The organism is Pseudoalteromonas sp. SR44-2 (genome assembly GCF_014163745.1).
Classification (GTDB): domain Bacteria; phylum Pseudomonadota; class Gammaproteobacteria; order Enterobacterales; family Alteromonadaceae; genus Pseudoalteromonas; species Pseudoalteromonas distincta.
Window position 1 is genome coordinate 134,502 of record NZ_JACJDW010000004.1, and the last position, 18,756, is coordinate 153,257.

The window sequence follows — 18,756 nt, forward strand, 5'->3', positions numbered from 1 at the left end:
AGTAATAAAAAAACCGCAATTGCGGTTTTTTTATTTTAGTAGATAAATGCTATGCCAAATAGTTAGTACATCACCTTATACATAATTTATTACGACCTTCCGACTTCGCTCTGTATAAGGCCGTATCCGCCGCGCATATTAATGCCTCAGATGTTCTGTATTGATTATCGTATTCACACGCTAAACCCTGACTTACACTTATTTTTACATTCGCTGGTAAACCGAGATCTCTAAAATTAATGTTGAGTATTTTTTCTTGAATACGCTTAGCAATCATTTGTGCATTTGAAATGTGCGAACGAGGCAGCACAACAGCAAACTCCTCACCACCATAGCGTGCTACTAAACTGTCTTTAGATGGTAAGCACTCTTCAATTGTACGAGCAACTTTTTGAAGGCACTTATCACCTTTTACATGGCCAAAGTTATCGTTAAATAATTTAAAGTAATCAATATCAATAAGTATAAAGCTAAGAGGCTGCTTGTTAACTATGCACTCTTGCCAATTTTTTATGATGGTTTTTTCTAAAGTACAGCGATTAGCAATACCAGTGAGATGATCAAGTTTGGCTACGTTTTCCAGTACTTTATATTTTTTAACGTGCTTTGAAATATCATGCATTATACAAATAAAAAGTGGGGTACTTGCGACTACCGATTCGGGTAAACATGAGATAGATAACTCAACATCTAAACAGTTACCATTGTTTTTTCTTATTTTAACTTCTTTCGGACCATGGTTGAGTGGTGTTTGATAGTTGTTTTTCCAACTTTCAAACATGTATTTATAGTCATCGCGATACTGTTCTTGTAAACAATCTTGCCATTTTTTACCTATTAATGAATCAGACGTTACATTGAAAAAACGTGCTGCTACGGGATTTACTGATTCAAACACCCCATCTGCATTAACAATAAAAATAGCATCGGCCATGACATTAGTGACATTAATAATTGCGCTTGTTTTTTCATTGTTAACGGTATTAGAAATGCTGCTGATTAATGCAGATACAGCGCTGTCGGTGTTGTTTGCTCTGCTATTTTCATTATTGTTAGACATGGTGTTGCTCATTTTTATTGTTAATGAAACTTTATGTCTAGCAGTTTATTCAATTTATGGGTTTTAAACCTTTCGGTAACCTTCTGATTTAAGTTGTTGTTATTTATGTTTATTTAAGGGGCGTTTTTAAATAAATTGCACCGCAATTAATATGCCTGTGCAATTTAAAAATAAGTATTACTAATTAGAGTTCTTTTTCATTCTTAACTTGGGGATCAGCGCTTTCATATTTATTGCCATTACACTCAACGTTAAAGATTAAGCATACAGAGCCATTATTTTCATCTGTGTCGGTAATGATAATTGTGTGGCCGTTGTCACTTACTTTATAGCTGAAGTCTTGGGCGCATGGTTTTTGTGTGTCGATATTGGTGATAGTAGCGCCAGTAAATACGAAACTATTTTGAATTGTGGCGTCGTCTAAATTGTAGTTGCCAGCGGTTTCAGTTCTTACAACACCACCGCCAGTAGCGGATTCGCCATTTTTTGTATAGCTAAAAATAGCTTCACCGTTGTTAAGTTTAATATTTACTTGAAAGTCGACATTTTCTAGGGTGTTATTCATATCATTTCCTTTATGAGTAATTATAGTTGGAAGTTCGTAATGCCTAATTTAACTAGGCTTGTTTTTATTTCTGATATCTCGTCTTCTCTGTTTAAACAGGTATAAGCTTGTACTAGTGGGTATGTTATTTTTACGCTCTGACTTATTTTTGCAGCTTCAGAAATTGCTTTGATAGCACTTAAGCAAAATTGCTCTCGCTGTTTATTAGTTGTAGCTAAGTTTGCTTTGATTAAGTTTATTCTTGTATATACTAAGTAATCACCAGTTTTAGTTAGGCTGGCTAATTGATGTTTGTAGTTTTCATTATTCTCAAGCTCAGTTAATAACTCCTGCGCTTTGAGTGGTGATTGTCTATTTATAAAATATTGAATCAGTGTAATTTGTGTATTAATAGTGCTGGTATTTTTAAAATTTTGAGATTTTAAAAAATTAATTATTTTTTCAATTGTTGAGTCAGTAGCTTCATCAGTAGATAGCATTAGTGAATGTGCTAAAGAGCGATAATACATAAGCTGAAATTTATTGTTTTTTGGATCTTGTACTAAAGCTTCATTGATAACTTGATTAGCCAAGCTGGCTTTTTTATGGGCCATCCGTTTATCACTCAAATAGCTCAGTAAATAACTTTGTTGCATATATAGGTTTGCTGACGTGTAAAAAAGGCTTGCATCACTAGGGTAGTTAGCAATCAATTTTGTGATTACGCCAACTGCACCTTCCAATATATTAACTGCTTCATTAAAGTTACTTAGCTTCTCTTCTGTTTTTGCAAGCCAACTAATCGTATCGGATTTATCTCGAAGTAAATCTTTGTTATTGGGTTTCAGTTCAAGCGCTTTATTTTTAAGTAAAAGTGACTCTGCAAAGTTCTTTTTTGCAGCGCTGTAGTTGGATTTTTCAATGTATAAAGAACCTAAAGAATTAGACGAATATGATAATTCCATAATGGAGTTAAAATCATTGGCTGCCAGCGCATACATTTTTTTACTGTAAGCGTGGTATTTTTTAAACATTTGCTCAGTAGCTTGATGATCATTTTGATCATAAGCTAATTGACCAAGCCAAAAGGCATTGGCGCCTGCAAGCGTTAGTAGCTCTAAGTTGTCAGGCTGTATTTGTAATAATGCCTCAAGGCGGGTGCGGGCGTTTTCAAAGGCGGTAAAGGCTTCATCGGTTTTACCTCGCGAATAAGCTACTTCACCCATTGCTTCGAGGGTTTGTGCGTACTGAAAACGGTTGTTAAATTGTGCTTTATTATCGCTAAAGCTAAAAAGTGAACTTGAATCGTCAGTTTGATCAGTAAAATACTCAAGTGCTTTATTACTAATACCATCAAGTAAGTCCATACGTTCAACGCTACGTAATTTATCGGCAAAGTCGCCGACCATAAACCCCAGTAAGCTTTCGGCCTCAAGCTGTTTTTTTTGCGCATGTTGTTGGGCTTTAAAACTAGTGAAGCTCATTAATAACGCGGTAAATGTAAGTAAGCACAATAAAGTAACGGTCACTCGTTTTGCTCTTATTTTTGTTTTTGTTTTTTTTACAGAGCTTTTGATAAGAGCATGCTCGTTATCATCTAATTTAAACAGTTTGTCGTTAAGTAATAGCTGCGCTTCTTGTAGCGGTTTACCTGGCGCTAGGAGGTAAGCACTACTTTTACCTTCATCTACCCAATTTTGTGCTTGATGTTGTAAACGACTTTTTATTGCTAAGGCATCTTTATGGTCATTAATCCATTGTTTTGCGCGCGGCCATTGACGCAATAATGCCTCGTGAGCAAGGCTAAAACAGGCTTCTTGGTTTTGTAAATGCGATACAAATAAACGGCTATCGACCATGGCTTGCACAAGCTCTTTTTGGCTTGTGTTTGTTAATGTTTGCCAGCGGGCAGCGCGGCTCGTAATGGTTTTACCATCTGGGTTTAAAGTGATCAGTTGTGATAATACGCTTTTTAGTTGCTGCTGTTGCTCATTACTAAGGTCAATAAATATATCTTCTGCTTTTTTGCCTATGGCGCCCTCAATACCCCCGAGTTTTTTGTAAACACTGTACAGTAGCTCGTTATTATCACTGCGCTGTAAGTACAGCTCTTGCAATGTGTATTGCAGCATGGGCAATGCATCGGGGTTATTGGCGGTATCGGCGCACAATATTTCATCCAGTGGTGTTTGAGTTTGTGGGTCATTGGAGAACGTTAAATTAGCGGTTAACGCTGGCAGGCGAATAATTTGTTGGAGTTCTTGGCGGTTTGGCGGTGTTAAATCGTAGTGCGCGCCATGAGCTTTGCCTGCCATTAAACTTGGTTGTTCAACCACTAAAGGGTAAAAGTCGTTACGACACGCACTAAATACAATCACAGCTTTAGAGATTGCTAAGCGTTCAATAACCGATAAAAAATGGCTGCGTGTTTCGCTACTAAATATAGGAGAAGAAAGCAGTACTTCTAAGCGGTCAATAAATAAAAATAACTGGGGTGTTTTAAGTTGTGTAGAGGCTTTACTAAGTGCAGCTTGTATGGCGTTAATTACGCCATCTATTGCCAATTCTAGTTGCTCTGCAAGTGTTTGCGCGCTTAATCCTTCAAACACAGGCTGGGCGTTTATATCCCAATCAAGTAATGCAGAAGCTAAATCTAAAAAAAGTCTATTTTTATGCACATCTGCAAAGTCGATCTGGGTGTAGGAAATAACCCCGATGCCATTATAGCCTCGCTCATCTAGCAGTCTTGGTAAAATTCCAGCATTAACAAGCGAGGATTTACCTGTACCACTAGGGCCAAGTATTAAGCAAAAAGCACGACCGTAATTTACCTGGCTAGATATCCTTTCCAGCAGGGTAGCTATAGGTTGGGTACGGCCAAAAAAAACGTGGGTATCATTTGGGTTATATGCACGCAGGCCTAAGAAAGGGGATCCTCCCTGCCATGTACTTTTAGTGCTTGGGATAGGATCTGCTAACGGAAAAGATAATTTTGCAATAATGCGGTAGCCACGTTTACGGATAGTTTCAATATAATGTGGTTCATTGGCTTTATCACCGAGCGCTTTTCTTAGCTGAGTGATAGTTTTATGTAATGGATTATCGCCAATATCAGTATTTTTCCAGCATTTATTGAGCAATTCATCTCTGCTTACAATGTCGCCATTTTGTTGACACAAATGCAATAAAACTTCCATCGCTTTGGGCTCTAACTGTTTGGCTTTACCAGTGAGTTGAATTGAGTTAGTTGAAGGTGTTACTTGCCAATCGCCTAGGTAGAAGGGGTTGCGCATCATCATTACTCATTATTGTTTTTTTATTATTAAAATTAAGTGCGTATTGATATTTATTAACACTATTTATATGGCAAATAAATCTATAACACAACTATTTGAGTTTATTCTGAGCAGAGGGGGGAGTAAAGGATGAGCTTGCAGATATGCAAGCTCAAAATAAAAATAAATTAGCTTTCTAGGTCGGCTTTGTTAATTGTAATGACGCGTTGAGGGAATGGAATTTCAATATCAGCGTTATTAATTGCTTTATAAACACCACCGTTAATAGCCAGTTTGGTTTCGATAATTTTAGTAGTAGGCACCCAGTATCGGTAGCTTATTGTAACACCGCTATCGGCGAAGCGTTCAATACCCACTTGTGATAACGGATTTTGTGCGACTAATTCATGTGCTTTAAGTACGTCTTCAATGAGGCTAATCGCGTTATCAGAGCAAGCACTATAGGCTATGTCTATTTCACCTTTGACCAATGAGTAACTAAATGAGTTATGAAGTATTTCACCCACTATGTGCTTATTTGGAATGGTGATTTCTACTTTTTCTTCATTGATTAAAATAGTGTAGCCAAGCTCAATTGTTTTAACTTGGCCGCTTACATTTTTAACTTCAATAGTATCACCAACAACAAAAGGTCGAGTGGCTATAATGGCAAGGCCTGCACCATAATTAGAAAGCATTCCTTGTAGCGCTAAACCAGCACCTAAAGATGCAGCACCAATGGCTGCTACAAATGGCGTAACGCTAATACCTATTTTGCCAAGTGCAATAATTATAACCATTACAATTAGCAGTACTTTTACCACGCTACTGACAAAGTTTGTGAGCGTAATATCAACGTTATGACGGGTCATTAACGCGGCTACAAATTTGGCAAGCTTTTGTGCTATCCACAAACCAATGAGGACGATAAAAATAGCGCCAACAATTTGCATACTGTAGGTAACCATATACTCAGTAAGCATGGTGTAATATTTTTCAAACTGTTCGATTTCAGAACTGATCATAAAGCGCTCTAAGTTAGGGCTATGTTGTATTTTTCCAACTATAGCAAAATGTTGACTAAAAATGGATATAACAGCGGCACTATAATCGCTGTTAATAAAGCACTTAGTGCCATTGCAACTGATGAGTAAGCGCCTACTTTTGGATGCTCAGCAATAGCAGCAGCGGTCCCAATTGCATGGCAAGCTGTGCCCATGGCAACGCCTTGAGATTCGTGATTAAAAATATTAATGAGTTTAAAAAGCATAAAACCAAATAAAGCGCCTAGTAAACCAATAAAAATAACTAAAGCCGCAGCAAGTGAGCTAATCCCTCCTAACGAGTCAGTAACAATTAAAGATATTGGGGTCGTCACACTGAGTGCGGCAACAGATGCACTTAGCTGTGCAGGTGCGTTAAATAATATGCTTAGCAAAAATGCCACAACGGTTGCGTTAACAATGCCTAAGCTACATGTTGCGACTATGAGTAATAGATTTTTTCGTACGTGTGTAAACTGCTGATATAAAGGAAGCGCTAGAGCCACAATTGCGGGCTCTAATAACCAGCTTAGTAATTTGCTGTGCGTGGCAAATTGCGTATAAGGCAAATTTAGATTAACGAGTAGTAAAGCGATAATACTAATACTTAAAAATACGGGGTTGGTGAGCGATTTAAATACGCTGTTTTTTATACTTTGGTTTACGGCCCTTAGTGCTAAAAATAATACAATAATAAAAGGAATACTTAGCCACCATAAATTAGGCTGTAGCTCTGAAATAGCGGAAAAAGTAAAATTAGTCATTATTTTCTCTTCCCTTAAAGTACGCAATTACACTGCTAACAAGCAATAAGGTAGTTATAGGGACTAGCACCACCACTGAGGCTAAAAATGCCCAGTGCGATTTTATAAGACCGAGATGCTCAATAAATCCCACACCCGCTGGAATGAAAAAGATAGGCATAATATTTAAAATAGGGGAGGCGCATGGTTTTACATGTTGCTCTTTTACAATACCCGATAAGAGTAAAACTAATAAAATAACCATAGCGAGTAACGGCGCAGGAAAGCTTCCACCAATAAAGTGCATAATGAGTTTAGCCCAGGCTAAACATAGTAAAATAATAGCGCTACTGAGCAGATATTTCATCAAAGTGGCTCACAGAAAAGATAAGAGCTTAACTTTAACAAATCAAACTCTTTTATGCATTGTGCAATAGTCTACCAGTGCTTTGTATTTGCGTAGGTTATATCCACTTTTCCTTTTGCTTTAGCAATTGCTTTTTTAGTGTTTGGGTTTAGCAATAAGCGAATTTGGCTGAAGGTTTCTTTAGCGAGTATTTTTCGTTGGTTTGGTTTATAGCTAAGTTGTGTAACACGTTTAATAGCAGCAAGCGTATCGGGTGAGCGCTCAAGTAATGTATTGAGCATGTTTTGCGTGGCTTGTTGAGTATCATCGGTAAGCTGAGTAACTAAACCTAGCTCATTTGCTTGTTGTGCTGTGATTGGGTTTGCGTGGCTTGCAAGCCAAAGGGCTTGGTCACGCTTAACTAAACCGCTCATCATTACATTTGCGCCCATATCGGGGCACAACCCCCAACGCGCTTCCATAATGGCAAGCTTGGCATCAATATGAACAATCCTGTAATCGGCACCCAGCGCTATTTGTAAACCACCCCCTAAACAGTTGCCATCAATTTGTGCAATAACAGGCACGCTCAGTGACTGCCAGCCTAATACTACTTTTTGCGCTAAGTTTTGATTGCCAGGTAACCATTTAAGCAATAATTTTATAATATTCAATGGTGCCGCCATTACGGCTGATATATCAAGGCCTGCACAAAAATGCTCGCCATCGCCTTTTATTACTACAGCACGAATACTGCGATCTCTTTTTATGTTTTTAATGGCTTTGTTTAGCTCTACAAACATTTCAAAGCTTAATGCGTTTTGTTTTTTTGCTCTGCTAAGCGTGACGGTTGCAATGCCATTTTGTTTTTCTAGTTTTATCATTACACACTCCTCTGACCTGTTAGTTGAGCTTATGTTGTTATAAGAATTAAGTAAAGTGACGGTATTTTTTAAATAAATGGAATTTATTGGTAAAGCTGTAGTCTTAAAGGGTTAGATTTAGATGAGAAAAAGCTAAATAATTAGAACTTGAGATAATAAAATTTTTTACGTTGTTATTTTAAGCTTAAATTAAAAAAGTAATCTTGAAATTCAATGGGTTAGTTAAATTGTTATTTATTGTTTGAGTTGTATGCTGAATAAAGCATGACTCAGTTACAAAAAAGTCAGTGTTTTACGCTTTTTTTTATCAAAATGATGATGAGATTTGATAATATAGCGCAACTTAAAAGCTTAAGGTTAAGCACATATGTCGGGTCCACGTTTATATACGGTAGAAGAAGCTACTCACCAAGCTTATGATATTTTTTTAGAGCTAGCGCCAAATAACTTGAGTGATAAAGATGTTGAAGACTTTAATGAGTTTAGAGAAGACCTAGGCTTTATTGAAGAAGATGAGCCAGACGATCAGTGGCAAGATTTTGTTGCCCTTGAGATAGAGCCAGAGCACTTTATTCAGGTGTTAGTTGGTTTAGAATTTGAAAATGATGATGTTTTGTTTGCTAAAATTTTGATTAGTCGTGATAAAGATGCTCCGTTTTGTCATATTTTATGGAAAGAGAGTGAATAAGCAATACCGCTTATTTTTATAATTGTGTGCAGAGAGAGTGTTGTGCGTAAGTATTTATTTTTAATTTTTTTAATAATTAGCTGCCCAAGTTGGGCTGTTGATCCATTTGAAGATTTTCATGAATATGGCAAGCTCTCTGATGAAGAAATTCATGAGTTACACAAAGGTGATATGCTTTACGGTGATACTGAATTTGGTTTTATTCTAAGTAAAGGTAACACCAATTCGACCAGTTTTAAGCTCAAAGGTAATTTATACCAAGATTTTGAAAAGTGGCGTAACCAATTCAAAATAGACTCTCTTTATAAGCGTGACGAAAACGATGAAAGCGGTGGCACTGATGTTACAGCTAATCGTATTTTTGTATCAGCGCAAGGTAACTATAAAGTAGGTGTTAAAAACTCCTCATTTTTTATTTACGGTGATTACGAAGAAGATGAGTTTAGTGGACTTGATTTTAAAAGCACTGTGGCGACAGGCTATGGTGCGCGTGTATATCAAGGCTCTAAAAACAAAGTAGATATTGATATAGGACCTGGTTTATACCGTTCAGTCGCCGATGAAGATTCGGATGTGAGCGAAGATGAAATTGATAAAACCGGTTATTTAGTACGTGTTGCAATGCAGTGGGAACGTTTAGTTTCTAAGCGTACTCGTTTTAATCAAGATGTGAGTATAGAGCAGTCGCTTTCAGGTCTTAATTCTCGCTTAAAATCGGAAACCGCACTAATAAGCCAAGTGATTGGCGCGGTATCACTCAAATTTACCTACATGTATCGTTATAATTCAAAACCCGAAGATGATAAACTCAAGTTTGACTCAGAGCTGAGTGCTACATTGGTATACAGCTTTTAAGTATTTATTTAATTTAGAGAATATTATGTATCAGCATAAACAGTATGCGGTGTTTATCTTTTTTGTATTAGCGTGGATTGGCGGTTTTGTGGCGCTTGCGTGGAACTTGTTAGGCGCTGATGGACCTTTAATAATATTTACTGGGATTTTAGTGCTGGTGGGCTTTTTGTTCCATGGCCTAACAGTAAAAGTAGATGATAAAAATATTAGCTGGGCGTTTGGTCCAGGCGTTGCTGGGCAAAGTATTGAGCTTAGCGAAGTAGCAGAAGCAAAAGCAGTTCAAAACTCTTACAGGCACGGTATTGGTATGCGAATTACTCATGATGGTTGGGTGTATACAGTATCTGGCTTTAGTGCAATACAGTTAACGCTCAAAGATGGCACCTTGTATAGAGTTGGTACAAACGATCAAAAAGGTTTACTAGCTGCTTTAAAAGAAAACGTATCAATCGCGCTGCCTAGTAAGCCAAAAGCTGAAACGGTTAAGCGTAACAATATGATATAAAAAAAGCGCCTAAGGCGCTTTTTTTATCTGTTTAGCAGTGCATTAGTGGTCGTGGCCACACCCACCTTCGCCATGTACGTGGCCGTGAGTTAATTCATCTTCTGTAGCATCACGTACTTCTAGTATTTCTACATCAAAGTTAAGTGTTATACCTGCAAGTGGGTTATTACCATCTACAATCACTTCTTCATCTTGGATATCGATGATCATTACTGATTGGTCACCATCATCTGTTGATGCACGAAATTGCATGCCAACTTCAATTTCCATACCTTCAAACATTGATTTAGGTACTGCTTGCATTAGGTTTTCGTGGCGCTCGCCGTAACCTTCTTCAGGTTCAACCTTTACGCTAAGCGTGTCGCCTGGTTGCTTGCCCAGCAAAGCATTTTCTAGGCCTGAAATTAAATAGCCTGTGCCAATGATAAAGTGTAGTGGCTCACCACCGAACGAGTTATCAATGCTATTGCCATCATTATCCATTACTGAATAATGCATTTTTACCACTTTGTTTGCCGCAACGATCATAGTCATTCCTATTTATTCATCTTCAAGAGAGTAGGGTAGAGGCAGAATGCTTAGCTCCACCTGAGGTGTGTGTTTTGCACGAAGTACCTGAGTTACATCAGTATCGTTTGGCAACACAACGAGGCCTGTTAATTTATTTGTTTGCTCATCAAAGCTTTGTGCAATAAGTTTACCTGCACGGCGCCAATTTTCGCCTAATTGGGTTTCTAAATCAGGCTCTGAAAGAATCCCTTCGCTTTGCCCTGAAACGATATACATTGCACGTTTATTTTTACCAAGGTACTTCATACGGGCTACGGTTTCTTGACCTGTATAACACCCTTTTTTGAAACTTATACCGCCAATAGCATGTAGGTTTACCATTTGAGGAACGTACTCGCCAATTGCATCTGCACTTAGCTGAGGCTCACCGGCAAGCATCGCTGCTTGTTGCCAAGGGGCTTCGTTATCAAGTGTGGATACGTTATCAGGCATGCTAAATTGGTTATCAACCATTATTAAAATACGGTTATCAGCTAATTTTAGCGCTTTACCATTCGTAAAATCACACGCGCTTGCATCGCCTTCAAAGCTAATATCAAGTTGTGCCAGTACATCAGATAAATCATCACCAATTAAACCAATTAAACGCTTTGAGCATTCAGTAATATCAACTTTTGCAAATACAGCGTATTTTTTAAGTTCAGCTAATGATTTTTCAACTTCAGCTTGGCTACCCGCAAGGTAGTAACTATCTTGGTAAGAAAATAATTTAAATACACCCCAAAGTTTACCTTTGGCGCTGCAATGGCCAGCCCACAAATAATTACTGCTGGTTAATTTATTTAGATCTTGAGTGATTTGTCCGTGCAAATAAGATAATTTATCAGCACCGCAGAGGCTAATAAGTTGATGAGATAACGGACATGCATAAACGCTCGACATAAAAACCTTCTTTGCAATATAAATGAAGTGACATAATAACGCAGTTGTTACGTATGGTACAGACAAGCGCTTATTGGTGCGGGTTTATTATTTAATGAGAGATTAATAGCTGCTAAATAGGCTTGTGTTTGTTAAACTCGAGTCAATTAAGTATGAGGTTTAAAATGGTTGAAATTCATAGTAAAGCACGTATTCGTTGGGCTTGTCGTCGTGGCATGTTAGAGCTAGATGTTTTGTTTATGCCGTTTGTAGAAGAAGCATACGACTCTTTGAGCGCAGAGCAACAGGCTATCTTTCAGCGTTTGCTAACAGAAGAAGACCCTGACTTATTTGCATGGTTTATGGGTCATGAAGAATGTAAAGACGAGCAGTTAAACGGTATGGTTTCGCTGATCTTAGACCGAGTTCGTGTATAGGTTTACGGTTACAAATAATAAAGCTGACCACAAACCAATTGTGGTCTTTTTTTGTATGCTCAGTTTTATATTATGTTTATTTTTAGATTCACTATTAGCTATGCTTTTTTGTTTAATAATAAATGCACTAGCTGGCTTGATAATGTGGCGCAAAGCATTAGCAATTCACCCAAATGAGGGAATTATAATATTAGAACCAAAGTTATTTAGATTTGAGGGCGAGAGCTTAAAAATTCAGGGTGAAATAAGTAACAAAAGCCGATTTTATGGTAATAATATATGGCTTCATATTAAAGGTTTTAGTAACAACCATTGGCTTATAATTTCAGCCAATGGCGTTAATGAGCAAAGTTATGCGCGTCTAAAACGTGCCACTGTCGGCGCAATTAATTGCGTTTTGGAGTCAAAATAGTCGGCGTTGGATTCTCACTTTGTTCAGGGTAATCAATAGTGTAATGCAAGCCTCTGCTTTCTTTTCGCTCCATAGCACTTCTAATAATTAGCTCTGATACTTGCACTAAATTACGAAGCTCAAGCAAGTTGTTACTTACTCTAAAGTTTGCATAGTAATCGTGTATTTCTTGCTGTAGCAACTCAACTCTATGCAGTGCTCGTTCTAAGCGTTTAGTAGAGCGTACAATACCTACATAATCCCACATAAATAAACGTAGTTCATGCCAGTTATGGGTAATAACAATTTCTTCATCTGAGTTACTAACACGGCTCTCATCCCAATGAGGAAGCGCCATCGGCTCTGGTGCATGTTGTATTTTACTTAAAATATCTTTAGCTGCAGCGTGGGCAAATACAATGCACTCTAATAGTGAATTACTTGCCATACGGTTCGCACCATGTAAGCCTGTGTAAGCAACTTCACCTACAGCATATAAGTTATCGAGATCTGTTTTGCCGTTAAAGTCAGTCATTACACCACCACAGGTGTAATGCGCAGCAGGCACAACTGGGATTGCTTCTTTCGTTATATCGAGGCCTACACTTAAGCATTTTGCGTAAATAGTAGGAAAGTGCTCAATAATAAAGTCTTTATCTTTATGGCTAATATCTAAATAAACACAATTAGCGCCTAAGCGCTTCATTTCAAAATCGATTGCGCGTGCCACTATATCGCGTGGAGCAAGCTCTTCACGGCTATCAAAGTCTTTCATAAACCGAGTTCCATCAGGGCGCTTTAAATAAGCCCCTTCACCGCGCATGGCTTCGGTAATTAAAAAGTTTTGTAGCTCTGGATGATAAAGACTTGTTGGATGAAATTGATTAAATTCCATGTTGGCAACTTTACAACCTGCACGCCAAGCCATTGCAATACCATCACCACTTGATACGTCTGGATTGGATGTATATAAATACACTTTACTTGCACCACCGGTTGCAAGAGCAACAAATTTAGCTGAAATGGTTTCTACCTTTTTAGCTTTTTTGTTCCACACATACATGCCTTCAATGTGTGAGCCTGTTTTTCCGGCGCTTTTATCTGTGATTAAATCAATGGCGTTATATTGCTCTAAAAGCGTTATATTTTTATGAATTTTAACTTGGCTGATAAGTGTTGTTTGCACCGCTTTGCCTGTTGCATCGGCTGCATGCAATATACGACGATGGCTGTGACCACCTTCACGTGTTAAGTGAAAACGCTCTTTTCCTTTGCTATCAAACTCCATATCAAAGGGTACGCCTTGGTCGATTAACCACTGTAGGCAATCGTGAGCATTGCTGGCGGTATAATGAACAGCGTCTCTATCGCATAAACCGCCGCCTGCATCGAGTGTATCTTCAACATGAGATTCTATGCTGTCGTTTTGTTTATCAAATACAGCAGCTATACCGCCTTGGGCATACAAAGTAGAACCTTCGGTAAGCGCTCCTTTACTGATCACGGTAACGTTACAATAATTAGCTAGAGATAATGCAAGTGATAAGCCTGCTGCGCCGCTACCTATAATAGCGACATCTGCAATGTGATGTTTATTTTGGTTCATGTCAGAGGTACTTTGCGGTTACAATGCCCATATAGAGCAATATTTGTTTTTAATATCTGTAGTTGTATCATATTTGTTATACTACTACGTAGTGATTTTAAAGGCTTAGCGCCGTTATTATCATCTATTTTATAAAAAAATAATATTAAGCAGAACTTTTTATTCATAAAGAGGTCAGAGTATTTGTGAACAATGACGACAATATGAATAACAAGCAAAAATCAGACATAGGAGTACCGGCTCGAATGAGCGAGCAGGAATTAGATTTAGTGCTAGTAAAAAGGGTCCAGCAAGGAGATAAAAACGCCTTCAACCTATTAGTAAAGAAGTATCAAAACAAAATTGCAGGTTTGATCTCACGTTATGTATCTAACCAAGGCGATATTGCTGATGTAGCACAAGAAGCTTTTATTAAAGCTTACCGTGCACTTCCTAACTTTAGAGGTGACAGCGCCTTTTACACGTGGTTATACCGTATTGCCGTTAATTGTGCTAAAAATTACTTAGTAGCCCAGGGGCGTAAGCCGCCAGCAAATGATATAGACGCTGAAGATGCCGAGTTTTATGATTGTGCAGATTCAATGCGATCGAATGCATCTCCTGAAAACCTACTTTTAAGCGAAGAAGTACGCGCTGTTATTTTTAATACGATTGATAGTTTGCCTGAAGATCTTAAAACCGCAATCACCCTTAGAGAAATAGAAGGGATGAGCTATGAAGAAATAGCAGTGGTAATGGATTGCCCAGTCGGGACTGTGCGTTCGCGTATATTTCGTGCCCGTGAAGCAATAGATAACAAATTAAACCCATTAATAGGCGAGTCTTAGTATGACAAAAGCACACCTTAACAAGTTAGATAACGAAGCGTTATCGGCATTACTTGATGGCGAGCAACATCTAAATGATGCAAAAATTGCAGAGCAAGATGTAACTACGTTTGGCCGTTATGCGTTAATTGGTGATGCGATGCGTGCTCAAAAAAATAATAACGACATACATATTGATATTAGCGATCGCGTTGCATTAGCACTAGAAAGCGAGCCTGTTTATGCTGACTTTAGTCAGTCAAAAACACAGCCTCAAGCAATCACTGAAACAGTACAAGATAATAAAGTAGTCGCTTTTAATTGGCGCAAACCAGTTGCTCAATTAGCTATTGCAGCAAGTGTAGCGATGTTTGCTATTGTGGGCGTTAATACGCTTCCTCAAAGTAACAATGAGCAGCAAAGTGAAATTCCATTACTGCAAACCACACCGCTAGCAGGTATGGCCTCGCCAGTAAGTTACTCATCTGAGCCTGCGCTTGAAAATGCTGAGCAAGGTTTACGTGAACTACAGCAACAGCGTATTGGTGCGTTAGTTCTTGAGCATCAACGCCAAGCACGAGTTGCGAATTCTTTAGAAACAGCGCAAACTAATACCAAAGCGTCTGAGGAAAAAAACTAATTAAATGAAAGTAATCACTTTTGTTCTGTCGTTGGTAGTAAGCTTTAATGCATTTGCCAACGACACAAATCCTGCCAAAGATTTATTACTCAAAATGGCTAATGCCGTTCACACCCGTAATTTTGACGCTTCGTTTGTGGTTGTTAAAGGTAAAACAATGGAACCCTACCGATGGGTGCATGCTTTACAAGGTGACACCGAGCTTGAGCATTTAAGTTTACTTAACGGTGCTGGGCTTGAAATGGTCCGTATCGATAATCAAGTTACTTATTTTGAACCTCAGTCTGAACCATATTCTCTAAAAACAGATTCAATAGCAGGTCCAATCCCCGAAGTACTTTTTAAAGATATAGATCGCTTAAGTGCGCACTATGATTTTGTACTAGGCGGTAAAGGGCGTATTGCAGGGCGCGCAGCGCAACTTGTTCGCATTGAATCTAAAGACGAGTATAAATATAATTATTGGATTTGGCTGGATATGGAATCGTCGTTGTTGCTAAAAGCCGCGTATGTTAACCATGAAGGTGAAGCCTTAGAGCAGTTACAGCTTACACATATTAGTGTGACAGAGCAGCCAGCCGGTATGCTAGTTGAAGTGCTCAATCGAAACTTTCCAACGCCTTTGCCAAACGATGCACTTATAAATGAAGATAGTACTGCCACTAATTGGAAAATTAGCTGGTTACCAGATGGCTTTGAGTTGCTAAAATCAGACAGACATAAGCTCGATTTAAATAACGAGTTAACTGATTATTACTTGTTCTCTGATGGTTTTGTTGAGGTTTCTGTATTTATTCAGCGCCCATTACCAGGTAAGCGTTTAAGTGGAGCACTCACTTCTGGTGCAACGACAGTATATGTGCATAATGGCGGTAATTTTGATGTATCGGTTGTTGGTAATGTACCGAGTATGACCGCAAAAGCGATTGCAGAGTCAGTTACTCGCGCACTATAGACGATTCCGTAAGGATTGTTATGATTGAACAAACCCTCACTGTTGTGGCCCTCGATGGCCACATTGCTCATTTAGAAGCACAGCAAAAACAAGCTTGTGAAGGCTGCAATGGTCGTTGCGGCTCACAAGTGTTTAGTAAATTATTTGGCACTGCAAAAAAAACCTTTCCTTATAAATTCGAATCCTCTGTAGAAATAGGGCAAAAGGTCACTTTGTCACTAGATGATAGTCATGTTGTTAAGCATGCTTTTGCGGTTTACATGCTACCGCTTCTTTTGAGTCTTGTTTTTGCATTTGTTGCGGCGCAATTGTTTATAGCTTCCGAAGGCTGGCAGATTTTAGCTGCTACTCTAGGTGGCGTTACTGGCTTTTTTATAGCTAAAACTCGCGTGAAATCTCTAAAGCACGATATAAAAGTTATAAAAATTCACCCAATTAGTATCCCTTTAACTCAAATAGATGGTGATTGACGCCAATTAAATGTAAAATTGCCGTTTTATACCAAAGTAACTTGGAAATACAGGGAACCGTGGTTTTTTAAATTATTTTATCTGGCTGAATTATTTAAGTTAAGTAAATATAACTTATTGTTATTCAATACATAAAATGGTTATAACCCATCTTAAAAAGCGTAAGTACAGTTTGTTATATACAAATTTAGCTTATGGCATCCTAAAGCAAGTATTTTCAAGTCACTTAGGTATTCATATTTAGTCCATTAAAATAGAAGTATAGAATCCAGTTTATGAAGCATATCCGTAATTTTTCGATCATCGCCCATATTGACCATGGTAAATCGACCCTTTCAGATCGTTTGATCCAAGTTTGTGGCGGTTTAACCGACCGTGAAATGCAAAAACAAGTTTTGGATTCAATGGATATTGAGCGCGAACGTGGTATTACCATTAAAGCGCAAAGTGTAACGTTGAATTACAAAGCGAACGACGGCGAAACCTACCAACTTAATTTCATTGATACTCCAGGACACGTTGATTTTACGTATGAAGTTTCACGATCTTTAGCTGCTTGTGAAGGCGCGTTGCTTGTTGTTGATGCAGGCCAAGGCGTTGAAGCACAAACTCTAGCTAACTGTTACACCGCTATTGAAATGGAATTAGAAGTAATTCCAGTACTTAATAAAATCGATTTACCGCAAGCAGATCCTTTACGTGTTGCAGAAGAAATTGAAGAGATTATTGGTATTGATGCCCTTGATGCAGTGCAGTGTAGCGCTAAAACAGGTGTAGGTATTGCCGAAGTTCTTGAAATGATCGTTAAAGATGTACCGCCGCCAGTAGGCGACAAAGATGCACCTTTACAAGCACTTATTATCGATTCTTGGTTTGACCCATACCAAGGCGTTGTATCACTAGTGCGTATTAAGCACGGTGAATTACGCACTGGCGACAAAATAAAAATAATGTCGAACGAGCATATACATACTGCCGACCAAGTAGGTGTGTTTACACCTAAGCAAACCAACACCGGTATTTTAAGAACAGGTGAAGTAGGGTTTGTTATTGCTGGTATTAAAGAGATACATGGTGCGCCAGTAGGTGACACTATTACTCATCAAAAAAATGCAGCTCCACTTCGCTTACCTGGCTTTCAAAAAATTAAGCCTCAGGTTTATGCGGGTATGTTCCCAATTGCATCAGATGAGTATGAATCGTTCCGTGATGCACTTAATAAATTAAGCTTAAACGATGCGTCGTTATTCTTTGAACCAGAGAATTCAACTGCACTTGGCTTTGGTTTCCGCTGTGGCTTTTTAGGTATGCTACACATGGAAATCATTCAAGAGCGTTTAGAGCGTGAATACGATATTGATTTAATTACAACAGCACCTACGGTAATCTATGAGATAGTTACTAAAGAAGGTACATTTCAGATTGATAATCCATCTGATTTGCCTGCAGTAAACGATATTGTAGAGATTCGTGAGCCGATTGTTGAAGCTAATATTTTGGTACCACAAGAATACCTAGGTAACGTTATTACTTTGTGTATTGAAAAACGTGGTAGCCAAACAAAAATGACTTATCACGGAAAGCAAGTAGCTGTAACGTACGAGCTACCTATGGCTGAAGTGGTGATGGACTTCTTTGATAAATTAAAATCAACTAGCCGTGGTTTTGCGTCTCTTGATTATAACTTTAAACACTTTCAAACATCAGATATGGTGCGTGTTGATATTTTAATCAATGGTGAGCGCGTTGACGCACTTGCGATAATTGTTCACAGAGATGGTGCACAGTCTCGTGGTCGCCAGTTAGCTGATGCGTTAAAAGAACTTATCCCACGTCAAATGTTTGATATTGCGATTCAAGCTGCTATCGGACAACATGTTATTGCCCGTACTACGGTAAAACAATTACGTAAAAACGTAATTGCTAAGTGTTACGGCGGTGATGTGAGTCGTAAGAAAAAGCTACTTAAAAAGCAAAAAGATGGTAAAAAACGTATGAAGCAAGTAGGTAATGTTGAAGTGCCTCAAGAAGCGTTTTTAGCTATTTTAAAAGTTGGTAAATAAAAACAAAGGATTAT

Annotated in this window: 20 protein-coding genes; 10 read left to right on the forward strand and 10 right to left on the reverse strand. The window is 38.3% G+C overall.

The window, feature by feature from the left end; all coding sequences use genetic code 11:
* Positions 1-70: 70 nt before the first annotated feature.
* From H5115_RS03975 to H5115_RS04005, 7 genes are all read right to left on the reverse strand, one after another.
* Positions 71-1,060, reverse strand: a complete 990-nt coding sequence (locus tag H5115_RS03975; protein ID WP_182753760.1) for a sensor domain-containing diguanylate cyclase — start codon at positions 1,058-1,060, stop codon at positions 71-73.
* Positions 1,061-1,244: 184 nt separating this feature from the next.
* Entirely contained in the window at positions 1,245-1,625 is a 381-nt protein-coding gene (locus H5115_RS03980; protein WP_182753762.1) for a DP-EP family protein, read from the reverse strand.
* A 20-nt stretch (positions 1,626-1,645) separates the two neighbouring features.
* A complete protein-coding gene (locus H5115_RS03985) occupies positions 1,646-4,900 on the reverse strand; it encodes a winged helix-turn-helix domain-containing protein (protein ID WP_182753764.1) in 3,255 nt (1,084 codons plus the stop codon).
* Between the two features lie 167 nt (positions 4,901-5,067).
* Positions 5,068-5,904 (reverse strand): mechanosensitive ion channel family protein, encoded by an 837-nt coding sequence (locus H5115_RS03990; RefSeq protein WP_002958733.1) that lies wholly within the window; start codon positions 5,902-5,904, stop codon positions 5,068-5,070.
* 38 nt (positions 5,905-5,942) lie between these two features.
* Complete coding sequence (locus H5115_RS03995; RefSeq protein WP_169059746.1) at positions 5,943-6,686, reverse strand: LrgB family protein; 744 nt, start codon at positions 6,684-6,686, stop codon at positions 5,943-5,945.
* Positions 6,679-7,032, reverse strand: coding sequence for a CidA/LrgA family protein (locus H5115_RS04000; protein ID WP_182753766.1), 354 nt, complete (start codon positions 7,030-7,032; stop codon positions 6,679-6,681). The genes H5115_RS03995 and H5115_RS04000 overlap by 8 nt, the downstream gene beginning before the upstream one ends.
* Positions 7,033-7,103: 71 nt before the next feature.
* Entirely contained in the window at positions 7,104-7,895 is a 792-nt protein-coding gene (locus tag H5115_RS04005; RefSeq protein ID WP_182673364.1) for a crotonase/enoyl-CoA hydratase family protein, read from the reverse strand.
* A 367-nt stretch (positions 7,896-8,262) separates the two neighbouring features.
* Here H5115_RS04005 and H5115_RS04010 point away from each other — a divergent pair, with 367 nt between their 5' ends.
* The 3 genes from H5115_RS04010 to H5115_RS04020 are packed head-to-tail and all read left to right on the forward strand — an operon-like array spanning position 8,263 to position 9,943.
* Positions 8,263-8,583 (forward strand): HI1450 family dsDNA-mimic protein, encoded by a 321-nt coding sequence (locus tag H5115_RS04010; protein ID WP_002958729.1) that lies wholly within the window; start codon positions 8,263-8,265, stop codon positions 8,581-8,583.
* Positions 8,584-8,625: 42 nt separating this feature from the next.
* Positions 8,626-9,438, forward strand: coding sequence for a DUF481 domain-containing protein (locus tag H5115_RS04015; protein WP_024597159.1), 813 nt, complete (start codon positions 8,626-8,628; stop codon positions 9,436-9,438).
* Positions 9,439-9,463: 25 nt separating this feature from the next.
* A complete protein-coding gene (locus tag H5115_RS04020; protein WP_182753768.1) occupies positions 9,464-9,943 on the forward strand; it encodes a hypothetical protein in 480 nt (159 codons plus the stop codon).
* Positions 9,944-9,985: 42 nt separating this feature from the next.
* On the opposite strand, the gene H5115_RS04025 is transcribed toward H5115_RS04020, so the two are convergent.
* Positions 9,986-10,471, reverse strand: a complete 486-nt coding sequence (locus H5115_RS04025) for a peptidylprolyl isomerase (RefSeq protein ID WP_002958726.1) — start codon at positions 10,469-10,471, stop codon at positions 9,986-9,988.
* Between the two features lie 12 nt (positions 10,472-10,483).
* Positions 10,484-11,395: a folate-binding protein YgfZ gene (locus H5115_RS04030; protein WP_182753769.1), complete on the reverse strand. Its 912-nt coding sequence runs from the start codon at positions 11,393-11,395 to the stop codon at positions 10,484-10,486.
* 164 nt (positions 11,396-11,559) lie between these two features.
* Between H5115_RS04030 and H5115_RS04035 the strand changes: the two genes are divergently transcribed.
* Positions 11,560-11,811 carry a succinate dehydrogenase assembly factor 2 gene (locus H5115_RS04035; protein WP_002958724.1) on the forward strand — a complete coding sequence of 84 codons (252 nt, stop codon included), beginning with the start codon at positions 11,560-11,562 and terminating at the stop codon, positions 11,809-11,811.
* Positions 11,812-11,866: 55 nt separating this feature from the next.
* Positions 11,867-12,223: a hypothetical protein gene (locus H5115_RS20165; protein WP_259396321.1), complete on the forward strand. Its 357-nt coding sequence runs from the start codon at positions 11,867-11,869 to the stop codon at positions 12,221-12,223.
* On the opposite strand, the gene nadB is transcribed toward H5115_RS20165, so the two are convergent.
* Positions 12,198-13,808: an L-aspartate oxidase gene (gene nadB, locus H5115_RS04040; RefSeq protein ID WP_182753771.1), complete on the reverse strand. Its 1,611-nt coding sequence runs from the start codon at positions 13,806-13,808 to the stop codon at positions 12,198-12,200. The two genes, H5115_RS20165 and nadB, sit on opposite strands and share 26 nt — an antisense overlap.
* Before the next feature lie 245 nt (positions 13,809-14,053).
* Here nadB and rpoE point away from each other — a divergent pair, with 245 nt between their 5' ends.
* From rpoE to lepA, 5 genes are all read left to right on the forward strand, one after another.
* Entirely contained in the window at positions 14,054-14,635 is a 582-nt protein-coding gene (gene rpoE, locus H5115_RS04045) for an RNA polymerase sigma factor RpoE (protein ID WP_002958721.1), read from the forward strand.
* 1 nt (position 14,636) lies between these two features.
* On the forward strand, positions 14,637-15,254 hold the full coding sequence (locus H5115_RS04050; RefSeq protein ID WP_039484802.1) for a sigma-E factor negative regulatory protein: 618 nt from the start codon (positions 14,637-14,639) through the stop codon (positions 15,252-15,254).
* 4 nt (positions 15,255-15,258) lie between these two features.
* Positions 15,259-16,209, forward strand: coding sequence for a MucB/RseB C-terminal domain-containing protein (locus H5115_RS04055; RefSeq protein WP_002958719.1), 951 nt, complete (start codon positions 15,259-15,261; stop codon positions 16,207-16,209).
* Positions 16,210-16,229: 20 nt separating this feature from the next.
* Positions 16,230-16,679 (forward strand): SoxR reducing system RseC family protein, encoded by a 450-nt coding sequence (locus H5115_RS04060; protein ID WP_182753773.1) that lies wholly within the window; start codon positions 16,230-16,232, stop codon positions 16,677-16,679.
* Between the two features lie 275 nt (positions 16,680-16,954).
* The gene (gene lepA, locus H5115_RS04065) at positions 16,955-18,742 is read left to right on the forward strand and encodes a translation elongation factor 4 (protein ID WP_002958717.1); all 1,788 of its coding nucleotides are present in this window, start codon (positions 16,955-16,957) and stop codon (positions 18,740-18,742) included.
* The last annotated feature ends 14 nt before the right edge of the window (positions 18,743-18,756 follow it).

What these genes read in the sequence shown, in the direction of transcription:
- H5115_RS03975 (WP_182753760.1), bottom strand. Translation starts at nt 1,060, where the DNA reads ATGTCTAACAATAATGAAAATAGCAGAGCAAACAACACCGACAGCGCT.
- H5115_RS03980 (WP_182753762.1), bottom strand. Translation starts at nt 1,625, where the DNA reads ATGAATAACACCCTAGAAAATGTCGACTTTCAAGTAAATATTAAACTT.
- H5115_RS03985 (WP_182753764.1), bottom strand. Translation starts at nt 4,900, where the DNA reads ATGATGCGCAACCCCTTCTACCTAGGCGATTGGCAAGTAACACCTTCA.
- H5115_RS03990 (WP_002958733.1), bottom strand. Translation starts at nt 5,904, where the DNA reads ATGATCAGTTCTGAAATCGAACAGTTTGAAAAATATTACACCATGCTT.
- H5115_RS03995 (WP_169059746.1), bottom strand. Translation starts at nt 6,686, where the DNA reads ATGACTAATTTTACTTTTTCCGCTATTTCAGAGCTACAGCCTAATTTA.
- H5115_RS04000 (WP_182753766.1), bottom strand. Translation starts at nt 7,032, where the DNA reads ATGAAATATCTGCTCAGTAGCGCTATTATTTTACTATGTTTAGCCTGG.
- H5115_RS04005 (WP_182673364.1), bottom strand. Translation starts at nt 7,895, where the DNA reads ATGATAAAACTAGAAAAACAAAATGGCATTGCAACCGTCACGCTTAGC.
- H5115_RS04010 (WP_002958729.1), top strand. Translation starts at nt 8,263, where the DNA reads ATGTCGGGTCCACGTTTATATACGGTAGAAGAAGCTACTCACCAAGCT.
- H5115_RS04020 (WP_182753768.1), top strand. Translation starts at nt 9,464, where the DNA reads ATGTATCAGCATAAACAGTATGCGGTGTTTATCTTTTTTGTATTAGCG.
- H5115_RS04025 (WP_002958726.1), bottom strand. Translation starts at nt 10,471, where the DNA reads ATGATCGTTGCGGCAAACAAAGTGGTAAAAATGCATTATTCAGTAATG.
- H5115_RS04030 (WP_182753769.1), bottom strand. Translation starts at nt 11,395, where the DNA reads ATGTCGAGCGTTTATGCATGTCCGTTATCTCATCAACTTATTAGCCTC.
- H5115_RS04035 (WP_002958724.1), top strand. Translation starts at nt 11,560, where the DNA reads ATGGTTGAAATTCATAGTAAAGCACGTATTCGTTGGGCTTGTCGTCGT.
- H5115_RS20165 (WP_259396321.1), top strand. Translation starts at nt 11,867, where the DNA reads ATGCTCAGTTTTATATTATGTTTATTTTTAGATTCACTATTAGCTATG.
- nadB (WP_182753771.1), bottom strand. Translation starts at nt 13,808, where the DNA reads ATGAACCAAAATAAACATCACATTGCAGATGTCGCTATTATAGGTAGC.
- rpoE (WP_002958721.1), top strand. Translation starts at nt 14,054, where the DNA reads ATGAGCGAGCAGGAATTAGATTTAGTGCTAGTAAAAAGGGTCCAGCAA.
- H5115_RS04050 (WP_039484802.1), top strand. Translation starts at nt 14,637, where the DNA reads ATGACAAAAGCACACCTTAACAAGTTAGATAACGAAGCGTTATCGGCA.
- H5115_RS04055 (WP_002958719.1), top strand. Translation starts at nt 15,259, where the DNA reads ATGAAAGTAATCACTTTTGTTCTGTCGTTGGTAGTAAGCTTTAATGCA.
- H5115_RS04060 (WP_182753773.1), top strand. Translation starts at nt 16,230, where the DNA reads ATGATTGAACAAACCCTCACTGTTGTGGCCCTCGATGGCCACATTGCT.
- lepA (WP_002958717.1), top strand. Translation starts at nt 16,955, where the DNA reads ATGAAGCATATCCGTAATTTTTCGATCATCGCCCATATTGACCATGGT.